A 19,330-nucleotide genomic window follows, 5' to 3' on the forward strand; every position below is an offset into this window, starting at 1 on the left:
ATCCGCTTGTGTCTTTTTAGGTATTTCCTCACAAGTTCTTGAATTTGTAACTATTTTTTCTGTTTACACACTATACAAAACTACTACTTTTACGTATAATTTAGGTAATTCACTAAAGGAGCTGGAGCTGAACTTGAAGCCTATTTCAAAATTAGCATCAAAGATTTTTGTCGTAGCCCTCTTTGTCACGGCCATTGCAGCAGGTGTCACTTGGAACTATTTACTACCCACTGGAGGAAAAGAAGTTTCATTTGCTCAGATGGAAAAACTGATTGCTGAACAATCAGGTGCTGGTGTCTTATTAAACGAAACGGCCAAAGGAAAGTTATCCATCATTGTAGATAACACAACATACAGCACGATGGTGCGTCCACAAAGTACATTAGTGGATGACTTAGTACAGAAATATAATGTAACGTATCAATATAAAGCAGAGAGTTCGATGGGCGGTTGGATTTTTGGTGGGCTTGTATTGGCAGCTCTTTTGACACTTTTCATTCTTCATAAAAAAGGTAAGCTCAATGTTGGCGCGTCAGCTATGAAGCATCAAGCGTCAAAGGCGACTCCTCTACCTGACATCACAATGGATGATATCGGTGGAATCCCTCAAGAAATGAAGGATGAAATCCAACAGACGTTAGAAGTATTCAAAAACCCTGAAGCGGCAAATGAAATGGGCATTGCCTTGCCTCAAGGTATTTTACTATATGGACCTCCGGGGACAGGTAAAACATTACTAGCTCAAGCTATCGCAAAAGAAATAGGAGCTACTTTTTATTCTTCTAGTGGAGCAGCCTTTACAGAATTATTTGTAGGTGTTGGAGCTTCACGAGTGCGTACACTTTTTGAAAATGCACGCAAACAACGTCCTGCTGTGATCTTCATAGACGAAGTAGATGCGTTGGCTGGAAAAAGAAAAGAACATGGTGGAGAAGAATCTGAAAAGACGTTAACGGAACTACTAGTTCAACTTGACGGTGGTAATGATAATGACGGTGTTTTATTCATTGCAGCTACGAATCGGAAAGATATGCTGGATGATGCATTCTTACGACCTGGGCGTATCGACTTTACTTTTCATGTTCAATTGCCGGATACAAAAGGACGTCGCGAAATTATCGATATCCATACAAACGGCAAAACGTTGGCTCCTAATGTGGTCGCGTCTCTCGATACACTTGCAGATAGCACTTCAGGTTTTTCTGGCGCAGAAATAAGTAGCTTGTTCGAAACAGCCAGCCGCCGGGCCATTCGCGAAGGACGGAAATTAATCGAGAAGCATGATTTAGATTTTGCAATTGACCGGACAATCCTTGGAAATACAGCACGCACGTTAAGCGACCAAGAAACGAAGCGTCGTGTAGCCATTCACGAATCCGGACATGCCATCATCGCTGCTCTTACAAAGCCAGGTTCTGTAAGAAAAGCGACGATTATTCCAAGGGGTCAAGCACTCGGTTATGTAGCCCCTATTCAAAAGGAATTACATTTATCTACTGCTAGCGAATTGCTTGATCAAGTCAGTATGATTTTAGCGGGCGGCATTGCAGAGCGTCTCTATTTGGGGGAGCACAGTATCGGAGTTGGAGGCGATGTGGAACAGGCCAAAGAGATTCTTGAGCGTATGGTGAATACTGGATTGTTCCAAGAAGGATTTTCTTTGATCTTCAATAAAGCTGAACGTGAAGAAAAAATGCAAATGCTATTTGATCAAGCTGCGCAAAAGACGGAAACGCTCATTAAGGAGCACGCGTATCAATTTGAAGAGTTAGTCAATGCACTATATAAAGAAGAAACGCTTGAAGGTGACGAAGTACAACGCATAGTCGAGTTGTCGACTCCTAAAGATGCGGTAGTGTTTATCTGATAGCAAAACAGCGATCATCCTCTTGATGATCGCTGTTTTTTTAGTTTGCGTTGGTTAACAGCGCTTCTCTAACCTCATCGGCCATCCATCTTTGATCCGCAACGAAATCAATGGTTCCGGAACGGGCGCATGTGGTCGCATATTGCGAAAGATAAACTTCTTATAAAGTACCGATATGATCAATGTCGCTTCTAGCATAGCAAATCGAGAACCGATACAACTGCGTGAACCACCTCCGAATGGGAAATAACTAAATGGCGCATACTTATTACCTGTCGCAAACCGATCGGGATCAAATGTGTCAGGATCTGGGAACATCTCTTTATTTCGGTGAATCGCAAATGGACAAATCATAAACGTGCTTCCCTTTTTAAAAGACCTTCCAAACATCTCGACCGGTTCGTTAAGTTCGCGATAAATTAGCCAAGCAGGCGGATAAAGACGCAAGCCTTCTTCAATAATTTGCTGTGTATATGGTAATTCTCGCATCCAATTAAATGGGTTACCTACCAAGTTCGCGGAATTCAATTCATCCAACAGACGCTTCTCTACTTTAGGAAGCCGTGCAATTTCAGCAAATAACCAGCCTAATAAGTTTGCCGTTGTTTCGTGTCCTGCGAGCAACATCGTCATCATCTGATCACGTACTTCTTTGTCAGGCAACCTGTTTCCGGCCTCATCTGTAACCGCCATCATCATGCCAAGCAACGAGTCTTTAAACCATTCTGGATGTTCTTTTGCAGCGACTAATACATCGTCAATCATTTCCTCAAGTGTTTGTATCGCTTTTTTATGTTTCAAGTTGGCTTTAGTCGGAACAGAAGATGGAATCATCACAGGACTAAATAAAATTTTGACGCTTTGCTCAATCGTTGTTGTGACGGCATCTGCAAGTTCTTTCTCCTCTGCAGAGACATCAGTCGAAAACATTGTTCGTGTAATGATCGACAATGTCAAACGCATCATTACTGTATGTATATCTACTTCCTCTTCATGCTCAAGACGTTTGACTAGCTTCTCCGTTTCATCAATGATCGAATAGGCATAACGTTCCATCACCTCTTTATAAAACGCTGGTTGAATATATTTCTTCTGCGTCGCATGCCGTTCACCTTCCGTCGTCAATAGACCCTCTCCCACTGTTCTCTGCAACACAGTCGTTGTTCGTCCTTTAATAAATGACTGGTCTTGACGAATCAAGATTTCTCGAATTGCTTCGGGACTGTTAACCACAAACGTCGGTGAAATGCCTGTCTTCAATGAAATCACATCACCAAGTGGCTGTACTCGCATAAAAAAAGCAATCGGATCACGCACGAATTCCAAATAGTTCTGTAATCGTGGCGTTGCAATATCTTGTACAGTAACCATAAACTCTCCTCCAAAATTATCATATTGTATTACTTCTCTATCTCCAGTATGTATGCTGTGTTTCTGGATATGCTAGTAAAAAGGAGGTGGGTCAATTGGCAAAAGACGTATTATGTGAAGTGACAAATTGTCATTTTTGGGAATCAGGTAACCAATGTGGAGCAGATGAAATCAAAGTAATTTCACGAAAAGGAAGAAAAGCAAAAGACTCAGCCGAAACAGATTGTAATACGTTCATTCCAAAAGGATGATCCACCGTGCAGCAGCCACGCTTTCATGCTTGGCTGCTTTTTTATTGATAAGTTGAACGCGTACGCATCGCTTCCCAGTTAACAGCTATCACACTCAAAACTGCAATCACTCCACCAATCATAGACAATCCACTCGGGAGTTCTTGTAGCCATACCCATGCAACCAATATCGCCACGACTGGCTCTATATAGAGTAGACTCGAAACTGCTCCCGCATCGGCAATCGACAACGCAGTAGACCAGGTTACATAGGCAATCGTTGCTGGAATAACCCCCATATAAATTGTTGATAATGTGGCTTCAAGCGTAGCCCCTTGTATTTCATTTAGCAAGCCTGGTGTGAAATATAAAAACGGTAAGGTACCCGCCCATGTGAAGTATGCTGTCAACTCGACAGGAGTGTAACGGTTGAATAAAGGTTTCTGAAAGACGAAAAATATAGAAGTAGAAATAACCGCAATAATAATGAACCACGCGCCTACCGATACTTCCAACGCACCTTCCGAACTTCCTATCGTTATCAACGCAACACCCGATAATCCAATTGCCATACCAATCCAACCTAATCGACTAATTTTCTCACTTAGGAAAATCACTGCGATTATCGAAGTGAAAATCGGCACCGTTGCGATAAACAGACCGGCCGTTCCAGCTGATACAGTTTGTTCTCCGTATGTCAGACCAAAGTGATAAATACTGATTCCCGCGAAGCCTAGTAGCATGATCTTCCATATATCCTGTTTTGCAGGCAGACGAATTTTCGTTCCCGGCCATAATGCATATAAAATAAATACTAATGAAGCGACGATGAACCGTGTCAACACCAAATGCCCAGGAGAATACCCTCCTAGCAAACTCACTCGAATAGCAGCAAAACTAGAGCCCCATGCGACAACGGTGAATAATCCTAAATAGAAAGCTTTCTTATTCATATGAAAACCTGCCTTGATTTGAAATTACAGAGTAAATAATAATCATTTCAACTTGAACGTAGCGGTGCAATGAGCAACTAATTCATCTTTCTCATTGAATAACGTTCCTTCAACCAGAGCCGTAGAGCGTGTTCTATTAATAACGGCAGCTTTTGAATAAACGGTTTCCTGAACGACCGGCTTTAGGAATTGTGTCGTCATTTGTATCGTCATGACATCATTTGCACCCATCGACCGACAAAGCATTCCCATCGTCGTATCGAGAACGGACATATACATACCACCGTGAATAGTTCCACGTACATTATCATAGTCTTGACGATAAGGTAAATATAATTCCACTTGACCCGCTTCTAATTTTTGTGTTTGCAGACCGGCAAATTTCCAAAAAGGACTTGTTTCGAAGTCTTGTCGAACCTGTTCCAAATATTCCACTGTTGTATCGTTCATTTCATTACCTCCATAGAATGTAGTAATTGTTTTATATACCATATCGTAAAGACGTTCTGACGACAATTCAAAGCATTTTACCATTTGCCATAAAAAAGCTTTTTCTAATATTTTTCTATAAAAAGTATATATTTTTCATTCTTTTTCCTTTATAATGAAATCAATTTCATAAGTTTTTTAATTTAGAAAGAGTACCTGTGAGCATTACGCCAATCCAATCACCTGTTATGTAATGGAATAGAGTGAATATCTATTCTTATATCAACAAGCGAAACAGAGTAAAGGTCCCTCTCCAATCTGTCATGTTTGTATTATTTCATGTGGATTGGAGAGGGACTTTTTTATGTGATTATACTTTTTAAAAAAGCAATTTTGAAAGGACGGATGTTTCGGTTGGAAAATAAGCTGAAGCTCTACGGCTTTAACAACCTCACCAAAACTCTTAGCTTCAACATTTACGATGTGAGCTATGCAAAGAGTAGAAGAGAGCAAAGTGAGTATATCGCCTATATAGATGAGCAATACAATTCAGAACGTTTAACGAAAATTCTCTACGATGTTACTGAAATGATTGGTGCGCATGTATTGAATGTCAGTAAACAAGATTACGACCCACAAGGTGCTAGTGTAACGTTGATGATTTCAGAGGAAAAATTCCCTGCATCACAAATTGATCCTTCTTGTAATCAAGGCGCGATACCTATCTTGCCAGATAAAGACTCCGTCGTCAGTCATTTAGACAAGAGCCACGTGACTGTCCATACGTATCCCGAGTATCATCCCGATAACTCCATTGCGACATTTCGTGTAGATATAGATGTGTCGACGTGTGGAGAGATTTCTCCGTTGAATGCGCTCGACTACCTGATCGGAAGCTTTGATTCGGATATTATTACCGCAGACTATCGCGTGCGTGGATTTACACGGTCAGTAGACGGTAAAAAACTTTTCATGGATCATGCAATTACATCCATTCAAGACTTCATTGATCAGAAAACATTGCAAAAATATGATGCAATCGATATAAATGTTTACCAAGCGAATATCTTCCATACGAAATTACTCATTAAAGAGATTGATTTACAAGATTACCTATTCAACAAAGATGTTTCGGAATTACCGCCAAAGGAACGCCTTCAAATTTCTCATAATCTTCGCAAAGAGATGATTGAAATCTACAGCGGTTCCAACGTCTATGAAAATGAGTGAGGAGAGACCATTGAAATTATCACAACATCGCGTTCCTATTATGGAAGCATTGCAACAATATCAAGAAGCACGTGTCGTTCCTTTTGATGTACCCGGACACAAGCACGGTCGAGGCAATAAGGAGCTCGCAGATTTTCTCGGGGAGACTTGCTTACAACACGACGTGAATTCCATGAAACCTCTTGATAATTTATGCCACCCTGTTTCTGTCATACGTGAAGCTGAAGAGTTGGCAGCGGACGCGTTCGGCGCGAAACACGCTTTCTTGCTTGTAAACGGGACGACCTCTGCTGTACAAGCGATGGTCATGACAGCTTGTAAAGCAGGAGAGAAAATCATCATGCCGCGTAATGTTCATCGCAGTGCAATCAATGCCTTGATCTTAAGTGGTGCTATTCCTATCTATGTGAATCCGGGAGTGCAAGAGGATCTTGGCATTGCACTCGGTATGGCAGTAGATGAAGTTAAGAAAGCCATCGTGGATCACCCAGACGCCAAAGCGATTCTCATTAATAATCCAACCTATTATGGTATTTGCTCCAATTTGCAAGCCATTACTGATATAGCACATGCACACGGTATGCTCGTGCTAGTGGATGAAGCACATGGCACGCATTTTTATTTTAACGATAAACTGCCTGCTTCCGCGATGTCCGTCGGCGCGGATATGGCTTCTATCAGTATGCATAAATCAGGTGGATCTTTAACACAAAGTTCCTTTTTATTAATCAATAATGCGGTGAGTGAAGGCTATACGCGACAGATTATTAACCTAACGCAGACTACGAGCGGTTCTTATCTATTGATGTCGTCATTGGATATTTCACGGAAAAACCTGGCATTACACGGGCAGGAAATCTTCGATGAAGTGATCAAGATGGCGCAGTATACCCGCGATGAAGTCAATCAGATCGGCGGCTATTATGCATACTCTAAAGAGCTGATAAACGGCGATACCATCTATGACTTTGACGAGTCCAAATTGTCGATTCATACGCGTCAAATGGGTCTGGCTGGCATTGAAGTATATGATATTTTACGCGATGAATACGATATCCAAATTGAGTTCGGGGACGTAGCGAATATCCTTGCCTATATTTCAGTCGGGGACCGTACACTCGATCTTGAACGATTGGTCGCAGCACTAGCAGAAATCAATCGTCGTTATAAAAAGGATCCTAGTTCGTTATTCGACCACGAATATATCAATCCGCAAATTGTTCAATCGCCCCAACAGGCTTTTTACGCGGATAAGGAGACATTAGTACTTTACGAATCTTCAGGACGCGTGGCAAGCGAATTCGTCATGTGCTATCCCCCTGGCATTCCAATTCTGGCACCCGGAGAACGAATCACAAATGAAATAATTGAATACATCAATTACTGTAAGGACAAGGGATGTTTCTTGACGGGTACCGAAGATGCAAAAGTTGATTGGATTAATGTAGTAAAGGAGGACGTCTAATGAATCTATGGTTTACTGAAGATCATTCACCCCATACACGATTTTCATTTCGTGTCGAAGAACATCTATATACTGCGACGAGTGAATTCCAGAAAATTGATGTCTTCCAAACGACAGAGTTCGGTAAAATTTTGACATTGGATGGTTATGTCATGGTGACAGAAAAAGATGAATTCATTTATCACGATATGATTGTTCACGTGCCGATGGCTACCAATCCGTCCATCGAGAACGTGTTGGTCATCGGTGCAGGTGATGGTGGGACCGTACGCGAATTGACGCGCTATCCATCAATCAAACAAATCGATATGGTGGAGATTGATGAGCAAGTTGTGAAAGTGTGCCAAGAATTTTTACCACAAACCGCAGCCCAACTGACTGATCCACGCGTTACACTCTATTTTGAGGATGGTCTGAAATTCGTTCGTCAGCAAGAAAATGCCTATGATTTGATCATTGTCGATTCCACCGATCCATTCGGGCCAGGTGAAGGACTCTTCACGAAAGAGTTTTATGGCAATTGCTACAAGGCTTTGAATAGCCAAGGCATTCTTGTAAATCAGCATGAAAGTGCTTTTTACGCCGAAGATGCACGCGGTATGCAACGAGCACATAAAAGTATTATGGGATTCTTCCCCGTTTCTAAAGTCTATCAAGCACACATACCAACCTATCCATCGGGGCACTGGCTGTTCGGATTTGCTTCCAAAAAATATGACCCGATAGATGATTTGGATGCCAATTCATGGAATGCACTTGGTTTGCAAACAAAATATTATAATACAAAACTTCATGTCGGCTCATTCGCTTTACCGAATTATGTTAAGGAGCTATTAACCCATGCTAAATAAAAATATAGAAACATTTCTAGGGTTCGAAGCAGACTACGAGGAGGCTTCATTCGTAATATTCGGTGCTCCTTTTGATTCCACAACATCTTTTCGTCCTGGTACACGATTCGCTAGTAAAGTGATGCGAAGCGAATCATTCGGTCTTGAGACATATAGTCCTTATCAAGAAGCAGATTTAACGGATTACTCATTATTCGACGGCGGTGATCTGGAATTAAGTTTTGGTAACACGGAGCGTGCTCTTGAGCAAATTGAACAGTTCACTTCACTCGTTTTGGAGGATGGGAAAATCCCTTGCATGATTGGCGGTGAACATTTAGTCACTTTGGGAGCTGTACGTGCTGTTGCGAAAATGCATCCTGATTTACATGTCATTCAATTCGATGCACATACAGACTTGCGCGAAGAATATTTAGATCAACGCCTATCTCATGCTACGGTTATTCGCAGAATCTGGGACTTGCTCGGAGATAATAAAATCTATCAATACGGTATCCGTTCCGGTGATCGTTCAGAATTTGAATGGGCGGCTAAGCAACATGTCTTTATGAATAAATTTAATTTTGACGGACTTGAAGATACGGTTAAGAAGTTACAGGATAAACCCGTCTATTTGACGATTGATCTAGATGTCTTAGACCCTTCCGTATTCCCGGGAACTGGTACGCCGGAAGCGGGTGGCGTCAGCTTTGTTGAATTGCTACAAGCGATTTTGACGGTCAGCGGTTTGAATATCGTTGCCTGTGATATCAACGAGCTGTCCCCTATCTACGACCAAAGCGGCTCATCAACAGCCGTGGCTTGTAAAGTGTTACGTGAATTAACGATTGCTATAAACAAAAATAACTAAATTGGTGGTGTCTTTAATGGGAAAAGCATTAATTATTGGAGCTGGCGGCGTGGCAAGTGTTGTCGTGCATAAGTGTTGTGAGGTACCCGATGTATTTGAAGAAATTTGTATCGCGAGTCGCACGAAATCTAAATGTGATGCATTGAAAGAAAAGCTGGACGGTGGACGAACGAAAATCCAAACAGCTCAAGTAGATGCAGATAACGTGCCTGAACTTGTCGCGTTAATCAATGAATTTAAACCAGATATCGTCATTAATGTCGCATTGCCTTATCAGGACTTGACGATTATGGATGCATGTCTTGAAACAAATGTAGACTATCTGGATACTGCAAACTACGAACCGCTTGATACAGCGAAATTTGAATATAAATGGCAGTGGGCTTATAAAGAGAAGTTTGAAGAAGCAGGTATTACCGCATTGCTCGGCAGCGGTTTCGACCCTGGCGTAACCGGTGTGTTCTCCGCATATGCATTGAAGCATTACTTCGATGAAATCCATACGATTGATATTGTCGATGCCAATGCAGGCGACCACGGCTATCCGTTCGCAACTAACTTTAACCCGGAAATCAACATCCGTGAAATCACAGCTAACGGACGCTATTACGAAAATGGAGAGTTCATCGAAACAGAACCTCTTGAAGTGAAACGCGTCTATGATCTACCTGAAATCGGACCAAAAGATGTCTATTTGCTATACCATGAGGAACTTGAGTCATTAGCGAAAAATATTACCGGTGTAAATAAAATCCGTTTCTGGATGACGTTCTCCGAAAAGTATTTGATGCATTTGCGTGTACTTGAAAATGTGGGTATGACATCCATCGAACCGATTGATTTTGAAGGTCAGCAAATTGTTCCACTACAATTCTTAAAGGCGGTACTACCGGACCCTGCTTCTCTTGGACCACGTACGAAAGGAAAAACGAATATAGGTTGTATCTATCAAGGTACGAAGAACGGTGAGCCAAAAACGTATTATGTTTACAATATTTGTGATCACCAAGAGTGCTATCAAGAAGTGGGATCACAAGCTATTTCCTATACAACAGGTGTTCCAGCTATGATCGGTGCGATGATGATGTTAACAGGCAAATGGAAAAAGCCAGGGGTCTTCAATATTGAAGAATTCGATCCGGATCCATTTATGGATGCGTTGAATGAGTATGGTTTACCTTGGCACGAAGATTTCAATCCAACTTTGATAGATTGAGGAGAATAGTATGAAATTTGATGTCCAAGCAGTCCCTTCACCTAGTTATGTTGTGGATGAAAAATTGCTGATTGCTAACTTAGAAAAATTGAAATCTATTATCGACCAAACAGGATGCAAGATTTTACTCGCACAAAAAGGGTTTTCGATGTTCGAAGTTTATCCATTAATCGGTCGGTATTTGCATGGCGTTACTTCAAGTGGTTTATTTGAAGCGCGTCTCGGCTTTGAAGAGATGGGGAAAGAAGTTCACACGTATGCCCCTGCTTTCCACGAGAATGAGTTTGAGGAAATCCTTCGCTACTCTGATCATTTGGTATTCAATTCATTTGCGCAGTGGAAGCTGTTTAAGTGCCGAGTTCAGGAGCAGGAAAAGTCCATTGAATGTGGAATCCGAATCAATCCCGAGTACTCGGAGATTGAAGTGGATATGTACAACCCTTGCTTCACCTATTCGAGATTTGGTGTTACGTTAGATAATTTCAAAGCTGACGAACTCGAAGGTATTAGCGGCCTGCACTTCCATACGATGTGCGAGCAGAACTCCGATACGTTGTGGCGGACGATCCAAATCATCGATGAAGAGTTCGGTCCCTATTTACAGAAGATGAAGTGGATCAACTTCGGTGGCGGTCATCATATCACTCGGGCCGATTACGATCTAAAGACATTAATCCGTTGCATTCGTTTCATGCAAGATAAATATAACCTTGAAGTGTACCTAGAACCGGGTGAAGCCGTTGCCTTAAACACAGGCTTTCTCGTCGCGACAGTACTTGACACGATGTATAATGGGATGGACATTGCTATTCTCGATACGTCGGCTTCTTGTCATATGCCAGATGTTTTGGAGATGCCTTATCGTCCTGAGATCATTGGGGCAGGTACGCCAAATGAAAAAGCCCATACCTATAGATTAGGCGGGCCAACTTGTCTTGCAGGTGATGTTATTGGTGATTATTCATTCGATCAGCCATTGCAACCTGGTGATCGCCTAGTATTTTGCGATATGGCACATTATTCGATGGTAAAGAACAATACGTTCAATGGCGTTAATTTGCCATCGATCGTTCTACATACTGCCGATGGTGAAATCAACGTTGTGAAGCAATTTGGTTATGAGGATTTTAGGCAGCGTTTGTCTTAAGCGTAGTGAGTGTGAATTTGAGAGTAAGTTGATCTGCGTTCCAGGCGGACGCTTTCTCATGGGCGTGGCTTGAGCCTCCTCGTCCGCTAAGTGCAAAGACGTACTCCTAACGCTTCGCTTTTACTCGCAAAAGCCGTTCTTCGTTACGGCTTTCGCTACCTGCGGGGTCTCAAGGCGCACGCTTATCCATCGGTAGCCGCCTTCCACTATAATCAACTGGTGTCTTTTTCTGATTTCAGAAAGGGGAGTTTAAGTTCCTAACTATTAATCAAAATTACATCATTTTCTTTACTCCATTCGACTATTTCGTTTAAGACGTAAAGAACCCGATTCGCTGAAAAATGCGAATCGGGTTTTTACACTTTGATACAAATAAGTAATGTGTAAAAGTCTATAATAGTTTAAGGTTTCATTAGAATTATCAATCAACACACTGATACTTTTTATATTCCAGTACAAGTTAGAATAGTACATTAGTTTTTCATTCCACTCGCGACCATCAGAAGATAACGCCAGTTGATCGTAGTGGAAGGCGGCGACTCGGGGAGGATCATGAAACAACTAAAGGAGCACCGCGACTAGTTGGTTCACCGCGGGCCCTCCCGAACGCGTCCGCCTGGAACGCAGATCAACGTTACTTACCTCTATCCCGATCTTAAACCATATACTTATCACTCACAGTAAGAAGAATCCTATCCCCATGATTAGATAAGCTGAAAAAAGCACGAGTCCCTCAAACCAGTTTGACTCACCGTCATGACATATATTGACGACTAGTAATGTGGCAGTAATCATCGCGACCAACTCGGGCCACGTGAATACCAGCGGCATTGCGGTAGGCATCAGTAATGATATTAATACTAGAACCGGTGTGACAAACATCGCTACTTGCAATGTAGAACCGATTGCAATCTCTACAGATACATCCATTTTATTTTTCATTGCCAATGTAATTGCAGAAGAATGCTCTGCCGCGTTACCAACAATAGCAACGATAATTACACCGATAAATAATTCTGACCAGCCAAACTTTTCACCTAGCGTACCAAATGTGTGCACAAGCTTTTCAGAAACAAATGCAACTGCTACTGTCGCAACTAACAGGACCACTATAGATTTCTTCTTTGTCCACTCCGGCACTTCTTCCGTCTCATGATTTTCTGAACCGAACACGCCTCGATGAGTAAATAACTTAAATACTAGACCCGCCAAGTAAATCAGGATGAGAATGATGGAAATACCGACACTCAAGTTCAGTCCAGTTCTAGTATCCATCGTCATTGAGAAAACTTCCGGAATGACAAATGCTACGACAATCGCAAAAATTAATAATGCGGAATTAAATCGGGCATCAAAGATATTAAAATTTTGTCTTTTATACTTTACACCGCCTGCGAAAAATGACAGACCGAGAACTAATAATAAGTTTCCTAATACTGAACCCGTCAACGATGCTAGTACGATTGCAATCAATCCAGCTTTCAATGTAAATATGGAAATAATAAGTTCAACTGCATTACCAAATGTTGCATTTAATAAACCACCAATTCGTGGTCCACTGACAATCGCTAAACTTTCTGTTGCTCTTCCAATGAATCCAGCTAGAGCAATAATACTGTAACAACACAACGCAAACATCCATAAATCCGACCAATTCAAGAATGATGCAATAAATACTAAAGGTACACCTGTAAATGCCATGACAGTAAATACTTTATTCAGTGTCTCCACCTCTTTTCATAATCAATTTGTTATAAGCATTCCCTATTCAGAGGGCAAATAAACTGGTTAATAAATGACTTTTCAACAGAGTATAGCTATGGCAAATAGCGCATAAAAAATTATTGCCTATTAGAATTAAAAAAGGATAGAGGACAGTCTGTACATTAGACTGTCCTCTATCCTTTATCGTTTTAGATTATATTCATCATAAAAAAACAGCTTAACTCTTCATTTTCGGATCCAACGCATCACGTAACCCATCACCCATCAAGTTAAAGCCTAATACGGTCAGCATAATGGCGAGTCCCGGGAAAATCATTGTCCAGGGAGCATTTTGTAAATAATCTTTGGAGTCAGCTAACATCTTTCCCCACTCAGGGTATGGAGCTTCTGCCCCCAATCCTAGGAATCCGAGTGCTGCTGCTTCGAGAATAGCTGTAGCAATCGCCAATGTACCTTGTACGATAACAGGCGCCATCGAGTTAGGTAAAATATGCGAAAACAGAATTCTGAAGTCTTTCATACCAATTGCCTTTGCCGCTATAATATATTCATCTTCTTTAATACTCAATACTTTGGATCGTATCAATCGTCCGAAGTTCGGTACGTTAATGATTGCAATCGCAATCAACGCATTACGTAAGCTTGGTCCCAATACGGATACAATCGCAATAGCCAGTAAAATAGAAGGGAAAGCAAGCATAATATCAAATATCCTAGAGATAATAGTATCGATCCAGCGGCCGTAATAACCCGCAATGATCCCAAGAAAACTCCCCACTACAATCGAACCGACGACCGAGAAGAATCCGACAGATAACGAAATACGCGCACCGTGGATAATGCGTGAGAATATATCACGGCCAAAGTCATCCGTTCCAAACCAATACTCCGAAGAAGGAGGTTGCAGTCGATCTGTCATGAATTGTTCGTTGATGCCCTCTTTTGTGACAAGAGGACCGAATAGTGCAAGTACAATAAAGAATATCACAATGGCTGCGCCTACGACTGCTACTTTACTTTTGCGAAAACCTACCCAAGCTTCCCGCCAAGGTCCTATTGTTTTTTCTAATTCTGCTTCCACCACTCCGTCTACCTTAGGTGTAAACTCTGACATGAACTGTTCCTCCTTCCTCAATCATACTTAATCCTTGGATCGATCAGTCCATATAGTAAATCGACGATTAGATTAATCATGACAAAGATAAATGCTACGATAAGAATGCCTGATTGAATAACGGGATAATCTCTAAAGTTGATTGCATCATAGATATAGCGTCCAATTCCAGGCCACGCGAAGATTGTTTCTGTCAGAATAGCTCCACCTAGGAGTAGACCAATTTGCAGACCGATAACTGTCAAAACAGGAATGATTGCATTTTTTAATGCGTGCTTATATACTATCCAAAACATTTTCTGACCCTTTGCTCGTGCTGTACGAATATAGTCAGAACGCATCACCTCTAGCATGCTCGAACGCGTCATCCGGGCGATAATCGCCATCGGAATGGTCGCAAGCGCTAGCCCAGGTAAGATCAAATGTTTAATGACTACCCATAATTGATCAAACCTGCCCTGGATGAGCGTATCAATTATGTATAAATTGGTTATGGCAGATACGGGATCACGGACATTTTCACGCCCAGTTGTCGGCAACCATTGCAATTCAATTGCAAATGCCCATTGTCCCATTAATCCTAACCAGAAAATAGGCATGGAAACACCGACTAGTGCCAATACCATTGCTGAATAATCAAACCACGAGTTTTGGAACCAAGCAGAAATAATACCCGCATTAATCCCTACAAAGACCGCGATAATCATCGCAAATAAGGCCAATTCTAATGTAGCTGCTAGATAAGGCCAAATTTCGTCCGCCACAGGAAGTCGAGTACGCATGGATTCCCCTAGATCACCTTTTAAAATGCCGCCAAGATAACTGAAATATTGTGTATACCATGGTTGATCAAGACCTAGCTTGATCGTCAAAGCTTCCACCGCTTCTTTTGTTGCTTGTTGTCCTAAAATAACTTGCGCTGGATTACCAGGAATTGCGCGAATCAACATAAAAACTAAAAATGTCATACCAAGCAGGACAGGAATCAGCTGTAAAAGCCTCTTAATCGTATAGTTGAACAACTCTTTCACCCCTCCGGCTTTTATTATTTATGAATCAAAGAAAGGGAGAATGCTGGCTTCTCCCTCTTCTTTCATCATGTAATTTACCTATTTTTACTTAAATTCAACATTCGACAACAGATCAGAACCAGTAGGATGCGGAACAAACCCTGTTAGTTCCTTCGCTCCGCCTAATAATGGAATAGAGTGTGCAAGTGGTACCCAAGGAGCTTCTTCGTGAAGAATTTCTTGAGCTTGCTTATACAACTCAATACGCTTGTCTTCGTCTACTTCTGTTTGCGCTTCTAGGAATAGCTTATGTGTTTCGTCGTTTTTAAAGTACGTGTAGTTATTACTTCCGATATTGTCTTCATCCAACAATACGTACAGGAAGTTGTCTGCGTCTCCATTATCCCCAGTCCAACCAAGCATGAAAGCATCTGCTTCCCCTTTGCTCGCCTTATCCAGGTAAGTCGCCCACTCATACGAAACGATTTTTGCTTTAATACCTACGTCAGCCAAGTTGCTTTGAATAGCTTCAGCTACTTTTGTGCCGTCTGGCATGTATGGACGTGGAACTGGCATAGCCCATAGCTCCATTTCAAATCCATCTTCAAGACCTGCCTCTTTCAATAGTTCTTTAGCTTTTTCAGGATCATATGCATATGCTTCTACATCTTCGTTATAACCTGAAATAGATGAAGGCATTGGATTTTTCGCCACTTCTGCACGTCCTTCAAAGAATGAATCGATAATTGATTGTTTATCAATAGCATAGTTCATTGCCTGACGAACTTCTTTTTTATCAAATGGTTCACGAGTTACTGTTAATCCAAGATATCCTACGTTCATGGAAGGACGCTCGAATAACTGCAATGCATCGTTATCTTCTATCTTTACTCCATCAGCTGGATTGATTCCATCTGCTAAATCAATTTCACCGGAAAGTAAAGCATTCAGACGGGCAGAGTTGTCAGGGATTGCTTGGAAAATGATACGATCCAATTTCGGCAATCCTTCTTGCCAATAGTCTTCGTTCTTTTCAATTGTAATGGTTTCATTTGGCTTCCATTCTACAAACTTGAATGGACCTGTTCCGACTGGGTTACGCTCATACTCATCGTCGCCCTTCTCGAAAGCCGTGGGACTTGAAATAGCGAACATACTCATCGCAAGGTTTTTCAAGAATGGCGCTTGTGGGCGCTTCAATGTAATAATCACTGTGGAATTTCCATCTGCTTTAACAGATTCAATTACGTGCTCTTCATCGTCTTTAAATCCACCGAACATAGAGTTATAGTATGGGAATGTATCTGAATCTCCATTAGCCCAACGCTCAAAGTTCTTTACGACTGCTTCTGCATTAAAATCAGTTCCATCATGGAATTTCACGCCTTCTTCCAATTGGAATGTATACGTCAATCCATCTTCACTTGTATCATACTCTTTAGCAAGTCCTGGTTGAATCGTAGTATCCTGCTCCCCAAAGTTTAATAAGGTTTCGAATAAATTGACCGTTACTTTAAATGTTTCCCCTTCTGTTACGCGGGATGGGTCAAGAGATGTTGAATCTCCACCTCGTCCAAATACTAACGTTTTGTTCTCACTGCCGCCTTTATCTGCAGCATCTTTGTCCTTGTCGCCACTGCCTTCTTGATCATCACCGCCTGAACAAGCTGCCAAAGCAGTCGATAAGACAAGAAGCATGATCAATGCGAACGACCACAGTTTCCCTTTTCTCATACAGATCCCTCCAATTGTTTTTTTCTTTCTATATCATCGTTGCTTTCCGACGTATAAAGATGGCAAGCAACAGAATGACCAATTTTCTCCTCTGCTAATACAGGAATTACTTTCGTACACACATCCATTTTGAAAGGGCAGCGAGTGTGGAATGCACAACCGCTTGGCGGATTCGCGGGGCTTGGCATATCCCCTTCAATAATGATTTGTTCCTTTTTATAATTTGGATCTGGTACAGGTACCGCAGACAGTAAAGCCTGTGTATACGGATGGAGGGGGTTTGCATATAACTCTTCACTTTCAGTAATCTCCACAATTTTTCCCAAGTACATGACTGCCACACGATCACTGATATGGCGTACAACACCAAGATCATGTGCAATGAAGATATACGTCAAGTTGAATTCCTTTTGTAAATCCTGCATTAAGTTTAATACTTGCGCCTGAATGGATACGTCAAGCGCAGACACTGGCTCATCTGCAATAATCAATTTGGGATTCGTCATCAAAGCACGTGCTATACCAATTCGCTGACGCTGCCCCCCACTGAATTGGTGAGGGTAGCGTTTTGCGTGGTATTCACTCAAACCGACAATTTTTAGGAACTCTACGACTTTTTCACGACGTTCCTTTGCATTGCCCCCACCATGGACAATCAATGGTTCTTCTAAAATCTTTCCGATTGTATGACGAGGATTCAAAGAGGCATAAGGATCTTGGAAGACCATTTGAATATCTCGACGAACCGCTCGAATTTCATTAGCAGCGAGCTTCGTCAAATCTTTTCCTCGGAATTCGACGACTCCCTCTGTAGGTTCCAGCAATTGCATAATCGTCCGCCCTGTCGTAGACTTCCCGCAACCACTTTCCCCAACGATTCCGAGCGTCTCTCCTTCATTTACATGAAATGAAACATTATCGATTGCTTTGACATGACCTACTGTTTTACCAATCAATCCTTTGCGAATCGGGAAGTATTTTTTCAACCCTTCAACTCTTAGCAATGGTTTGTTCATTTGCACTTATCACTCCTTCTCGTTCGTCATATAAGAAGCATCTTGTTTGATGATTGTCGGAGTTTCGGTACAATTCTGGTGTTTCTGTCCAACATCTTGAGAAAGCGCTTTCACATCTCGCTGCAAATCTACATCCCTTTTCAATAGATCCTGGTTTTGGTACGTTACCTTGAATCGAATAGAGACGATCTTTTTTATTGCGCATATCTGGCACGGATTGAATCAATCCTCGTGTATATGGGTGACAAGGATTCTTAAAAATCACTTCTGTCACTGCTTCTTCAATGACTTGTCCTGCATACATGACTACGACGCGTTCACACGTTTCAGCCACTACTCCTAGGTCATGTGTAATGAGTAAAATTGCTGTATTCATACGCTCGTTTAACTCTCGCATCAATTTCAGAATTTGTGCTTGAATAGTTACATCAAGTGCTGTTGTAGGCTCATCTGCAATGAGGACTTTCGGATCGCATACAAGCGCCATTGCAATCATGACACGTTGTCGCATACCACCAGATAACTGATGAGGATATTCTTTCATAATTTCCTCCGAGCGGGGTAGTCCGACTAATTTCAACATTTCGATTGCCCGTTCCTTAATTTGCTTTTTCGACCACTTCTTCTGATGAATTGAAATGGCTTCAGACATCTGATTGCCAATAGTGAATAGCGGATTCAAAGAAGTCATAGGCTCTTGAAAAATCATCGCGACGTCGTTCCCACGAATCTCTCTCATTTCCTTCTCTGTTTTTTTCAGGAGATCCTGACCTTCAAAAAGGATTTCCCCTCCGGTGATTTTCCCTGGTGGACTTGGTATTAACTGCATGATAGATAAAGAGGTGACACTCTTTCCGCAACCAGACTCTCCAACGATCCCCAAGACTTCCCCTTCTCTCACATAAAAGTCCACATGATCTACCGCTGGAATTTCTCCTGAATCCGTGAAAAAGGTCGTTTGCAAATCATTCACTTCAAGTAATTTCCTTCTTTCGTTCATTTGCTCACCTTTTTCCATTTTCTGAAATAACCAATTAATCACTATTATACTTTTATTCTGATTAAACGCAAGATGCTTTTTTAATAAAGTAATATGTTAAGAGACTTCTGTTAATAACAAAA

General features: G+C 41.6%; 17 protein-coding genes. 8 read left to right on the plus strand and 9 right to left on the minus strand.

From position 1 onward, the window contains the following. Positions 1-133 precede the first annotated feature (133 nt). Entirely contained in the window at positions 134-1,867 is a 1,734-nt protein-coding gene (locus tag CSV77_RS10140) for an AAA family ATPase (protein WP_099673325.1), read from the plus strand. Positions 1,868-1,921: 54 nt separating this feature from the next. On the opposite strand, the gene CSV77_RS10145 is transcribed toward CSV77_RS10140, so the two are convergent. Next, entirely contained in the window at positions 1,922-3,238 is a 1,317-nt protein-coding gene (locus tag CSV77_RS10145; RefSeq protein WP_099673326.1) for a cytochrome P450, read from the minus strand. A 95-nt stretch (positions 3,239-3,333) separates the two neighbouring features. Between CSV77_RS10145 and CSV77_RS10150 the strand changes: the two genes are divergently transcribed. After that, positions 3,334-3,489 carry a DUF1540 domain-containing protein gene (locus tag CSV77_RS10150; protein ID WP_099631738.1) on the plus strand — a complete coding sequence of 52 codons (156 nt, stop codon included), beginning with the start codon at positions 3,334-3,336 and terminating at the stop codon, positions 3,487-3,489. 41 nt (positions 3,490-3,530) lie between these two features. On the opposite strand, the gene CSV77_RS10155 is transcribed toward CSV77_RS10150, so the two are convergent. Next, on the minus strand, positions 3,531-4,421 hold the full coding sequence (locus tag CSV77_RS10155) for a DMT family transporter (RefSeq protein ID WP_099673327.1): 891 nt from the start codon (positions 4,419-4,421) through the stop codon (positions 3,531-3,533). A 42-nt stretch (positions 4,422-4,463) separates the two neighbouring features. Next, entirely contained in the window at positions 4,464-4,871 is a 408-nt protein-coding gene (locus CSV77_RS10160; RefSeq protein ID WP_099673328.1) for a PaaI family thioesterase, read from the minus strand. A gap of 384 nt (positions 4,872-5,255) precedes the next feature. Here CSV77_RS10160 and speD point away from each other — a divergent pair, with 384 nt between their 5' ends. From speD to nspC, 6 genes are read left to right on the plus strand one after another with little or no spacing between them, the layout of a single operon-like run. Continuing rightward, positions 5,256-6,080 (plus strand): adenosylmethionine decarboxylase, encoded by an 825-nt coding sequence (gene speD / locus CSV77_RS10165; RefSeq protein WP_099631735.1) that lies wholly within the window; start codon positions 5,256-5,258, stop codon positions 6,078-6,080. Beyond that, positions 6,067-7,545: an aminotransferase class I/II-fold pyridoxal phosphate-dependent enzyme gene (locus CSV77_RS10170; RefSeq protein WP_099673329.1), complete on the plus strand. Its 1,479-nt coding sequence runs from the start codon at positions 6,067-6,069 to the stop codon at positions 7,543-7,545. The genes speD and CSV77_RS10170 overlap by 14 nt, the downstream gene beginning before the upstream one ends. Then, positions 7,545-8,396 carry a polyamine aminopropyltransferase gene (speE, locus tag CSV77_RS10175; protein WP_099673330.1) on the plus strand — a complete coding sequence of 284 codons (852 nt, stop codon included), beginning with the start codon at positions 7,545-7,547 and terminating at the stop codon, positions 8,394-8,396. The genes CSV77_RS10170 and speE overlap by 1 nt, the downstream gene beginning before the upstream one ends. Continuing rightward, positions 8,386-9,246, plus strand: a complete 861-nt coding sequence (gene speB, locus CSV77_RS10180) for an agmatinase (RefSeq protein WP_099673331.1) — start codon at positions 8,386-8,388, stop codon at positions 9,244-9,246. The genes speE and speB overlap by 11 nt, the downstream gene beginning before the upstream one ends. 16 nt (positions 9,247-9,262) lie before the next feature. Then, entirely contained in the window at positions 9,263-10,462 is a 1,200-nt protein-coding gene (locus CSV77_RS10185; RefSeq protein WP_099673332.1) for a saccharopine dehydrogenase family protein, read from the plus strand. 10 nt (positions 10,463-10,472) lie between these two features. Next, positions 10,473-11,609: a carboxynorspermidine decarboxylase gene (gene nspC, locus CSV77_RS10190; RefSeq protein WP_099673333.1), complete on the plus strand. Its 1,137-nt coding sequence runs from the start codon at positions 10,473-10,475 to the stop codon at positions 11,607-11,609. A gap of 675 nt (positions 11,610-12,284) precedes the next feature. Here the strand turns inward: nspC and cax are convergent. From cax to CSV77_RS10220, 6 genes are all read right to left on the minus strand, one after another. Next, positions 12,285-13,331 carry a calcium/proton exchanger gene (gene cax, locus CSV77_RS10195; protein WP_304442355.1) on the minus strand — a complete coding sequence of 349 codons (1,047 nt, stop codon included), beginning with the start codon at positions 13,329-13,331 and terminating at the stop codon, positions 12,285-12,287. Positions 13,332-13,551: 220 nt separating this feature from the next. Next, a complete protein-coding gene (nikC, locus tag CSV77_RS10200; RefSeq protein WP_099631728.1) occupies positions 13,552-14,448 on the minus strand; it encodes a nickel transporter permease in 897 nt (298 codons plus the stop codon). A gap of 17 nt (positions 14,449-14,465) precedes the next feature. After that, positions 14,466-15,470 carry an ABC transporter permease gene (locus CSV77_RS10205; protein ID WP_099673335.1) on the minus strand — a complete coding sequence of 335 codons (1,005 nt, stop codon included), beginning with the start codon at positions 15,468-15,470 and terminating at the stop codon, positions 14,466-14,468. A gap of 93 nt (positions 15,471-15,563) precedes the next feature. Next, on the minus strand, positions 15,564-17,192 hold the full coding sequence (locus CSV77_RS10210; RefSeq protein WP_099673336.1) for an ABC transporter substrate-binding protein: 1,629 nt from the start codon (positions 17,190-17,192) through the stop codon (positions 15,564-15,566). After that, on the minus strand, positions 17,189-18,208 hold the full coding sequence (locus tag CSV77_RS10215; RefSeq protein ID WP_099673337.1) for an ABC transporter ATP-binding protein: 1,020 nt from the start codon (positions 18,206-18,208) through the stop codon (positions 17,189-17,191). The genes CSV77_RS10210 and CSV77_RS10215 overlap by 4 nt, the downstream gene beginning before the upstream one ends. Continuing rightward, positions 18,183-19,208, minus strand: coding sequence for an ABC transporter ATP-binding protein (locus CSV77_RS10220; RefSeq protein WP_099673388.1), 1,026 nt, complete (start codon positions 19,206-19,208; stop codon positions 18,183-18,185). Before CSV77_RS10220 ends, CSV77_RS10215 begins: the two co-directional genes overlap by 26 nt. Positions 19,209-19,330: the final 122 nt, after the last annotated feature.

Origin of the sequence: Sporosarcina sp. P16b (assembly GCF_002743065.1) — a bacterium.
Classification (GTDB): domain Bacteria; phylum Bacillota; class Bacilli; order Bacillales_A; family Planococcaceae; genus Sporosarcina.

Excerpts from the sequence above, each read along its gene's own strand:
- CSV77_RS10145 (WP_099673326.1), bottom strand. The coding sequence starts at position 3,238 with ATGGTTACTGTACAAGATATTGCAACGCCACGATTACAGAACTATTTG.
- CSV77_RS10155 (WP_099673327.1), bottom strand. The coding sequence starts at position 4,421 with ATGAATAAGAAAGCTTTCTATTTAGGATTATTCACCGTTGTCGCATGG.
- CSV77_RS10160 (WP_099673328.1), bottom strand. The coding sequence starts at position 4,871 with ATGAACGATACAACAGTGGAATATTTGGAACAGGTTCGACAAGACTTC.
- speD (WP_099631735.1), top strand. The coding sequence starts at position 5,256 with ATGTTTCGGTTGGAAAATAAGCTGAAGCTCTACGGCTTTAACAACCTC.
- CSV77_RS10170 (WP_099673329.1), top strand. The coding sequence starts at position 6,067 with ATGAAAATGAGTGAGGAGAGACCATTGAAATTATCACAACATCGCGTT.
- speE (WP_099673330.1), top strand. The coding sequence starts at position 7,545 with ATGAATCTATGGTTTACTGAAGATCATTCACCCCATACACGATTTTCA.
- speB (WP_099673331.1), top strand. The coding sequence starts at position 8,386 with ATGCTAAATAAAAATATAGAAACATTTCTAGGGTTCGAAGCAGACTAC.
- CSV77_RS10185 (WP_099673332.1), top strand. The coding sequence starts at position 9,263 with ATGGGAAAAGCATTAATTATTGGAGCTGGCGGCGTGGCAAGTGTTGTC.
- nspC (WP_099673333.1), top strand. The coding sequence starts at position 10,473 with ATGAAATTTGATGTCCAAGCAGTCCCTTCACCTAGTTATGTTGTGGAT.
- nikC (WP_099631728.1), bottom strand. The coding sequence starts at position 14,448 with ATGTCAGAGTTTACACCTAAGGTAGACGGAGTGGTGGAAGCAGAATTA.
- CSV77_RS10210 (WP_099673336.1), bottom strand. The coding sequence starts at position 17,192 with ATGAGAAAAGGGAAACTGTGGTCGTTCGCATTGATCATGCTTCTTGTC.
- CSV77_RS10215 (WP_099673337.1), bottom strand. The coding sequence starts at position 18,208 with ATGAACAAACCATTGCTAAGAGTTGAAGGGTTGAAAAAATACTTCCCG.
- CSV77_RS10220 (WP_099673388.1), bottom strand. The coding sequence starts at position 19,208 with ATGAACGAAAGAAGGAAATTACTTGAAGTGAATGATTTGCAAACGACC.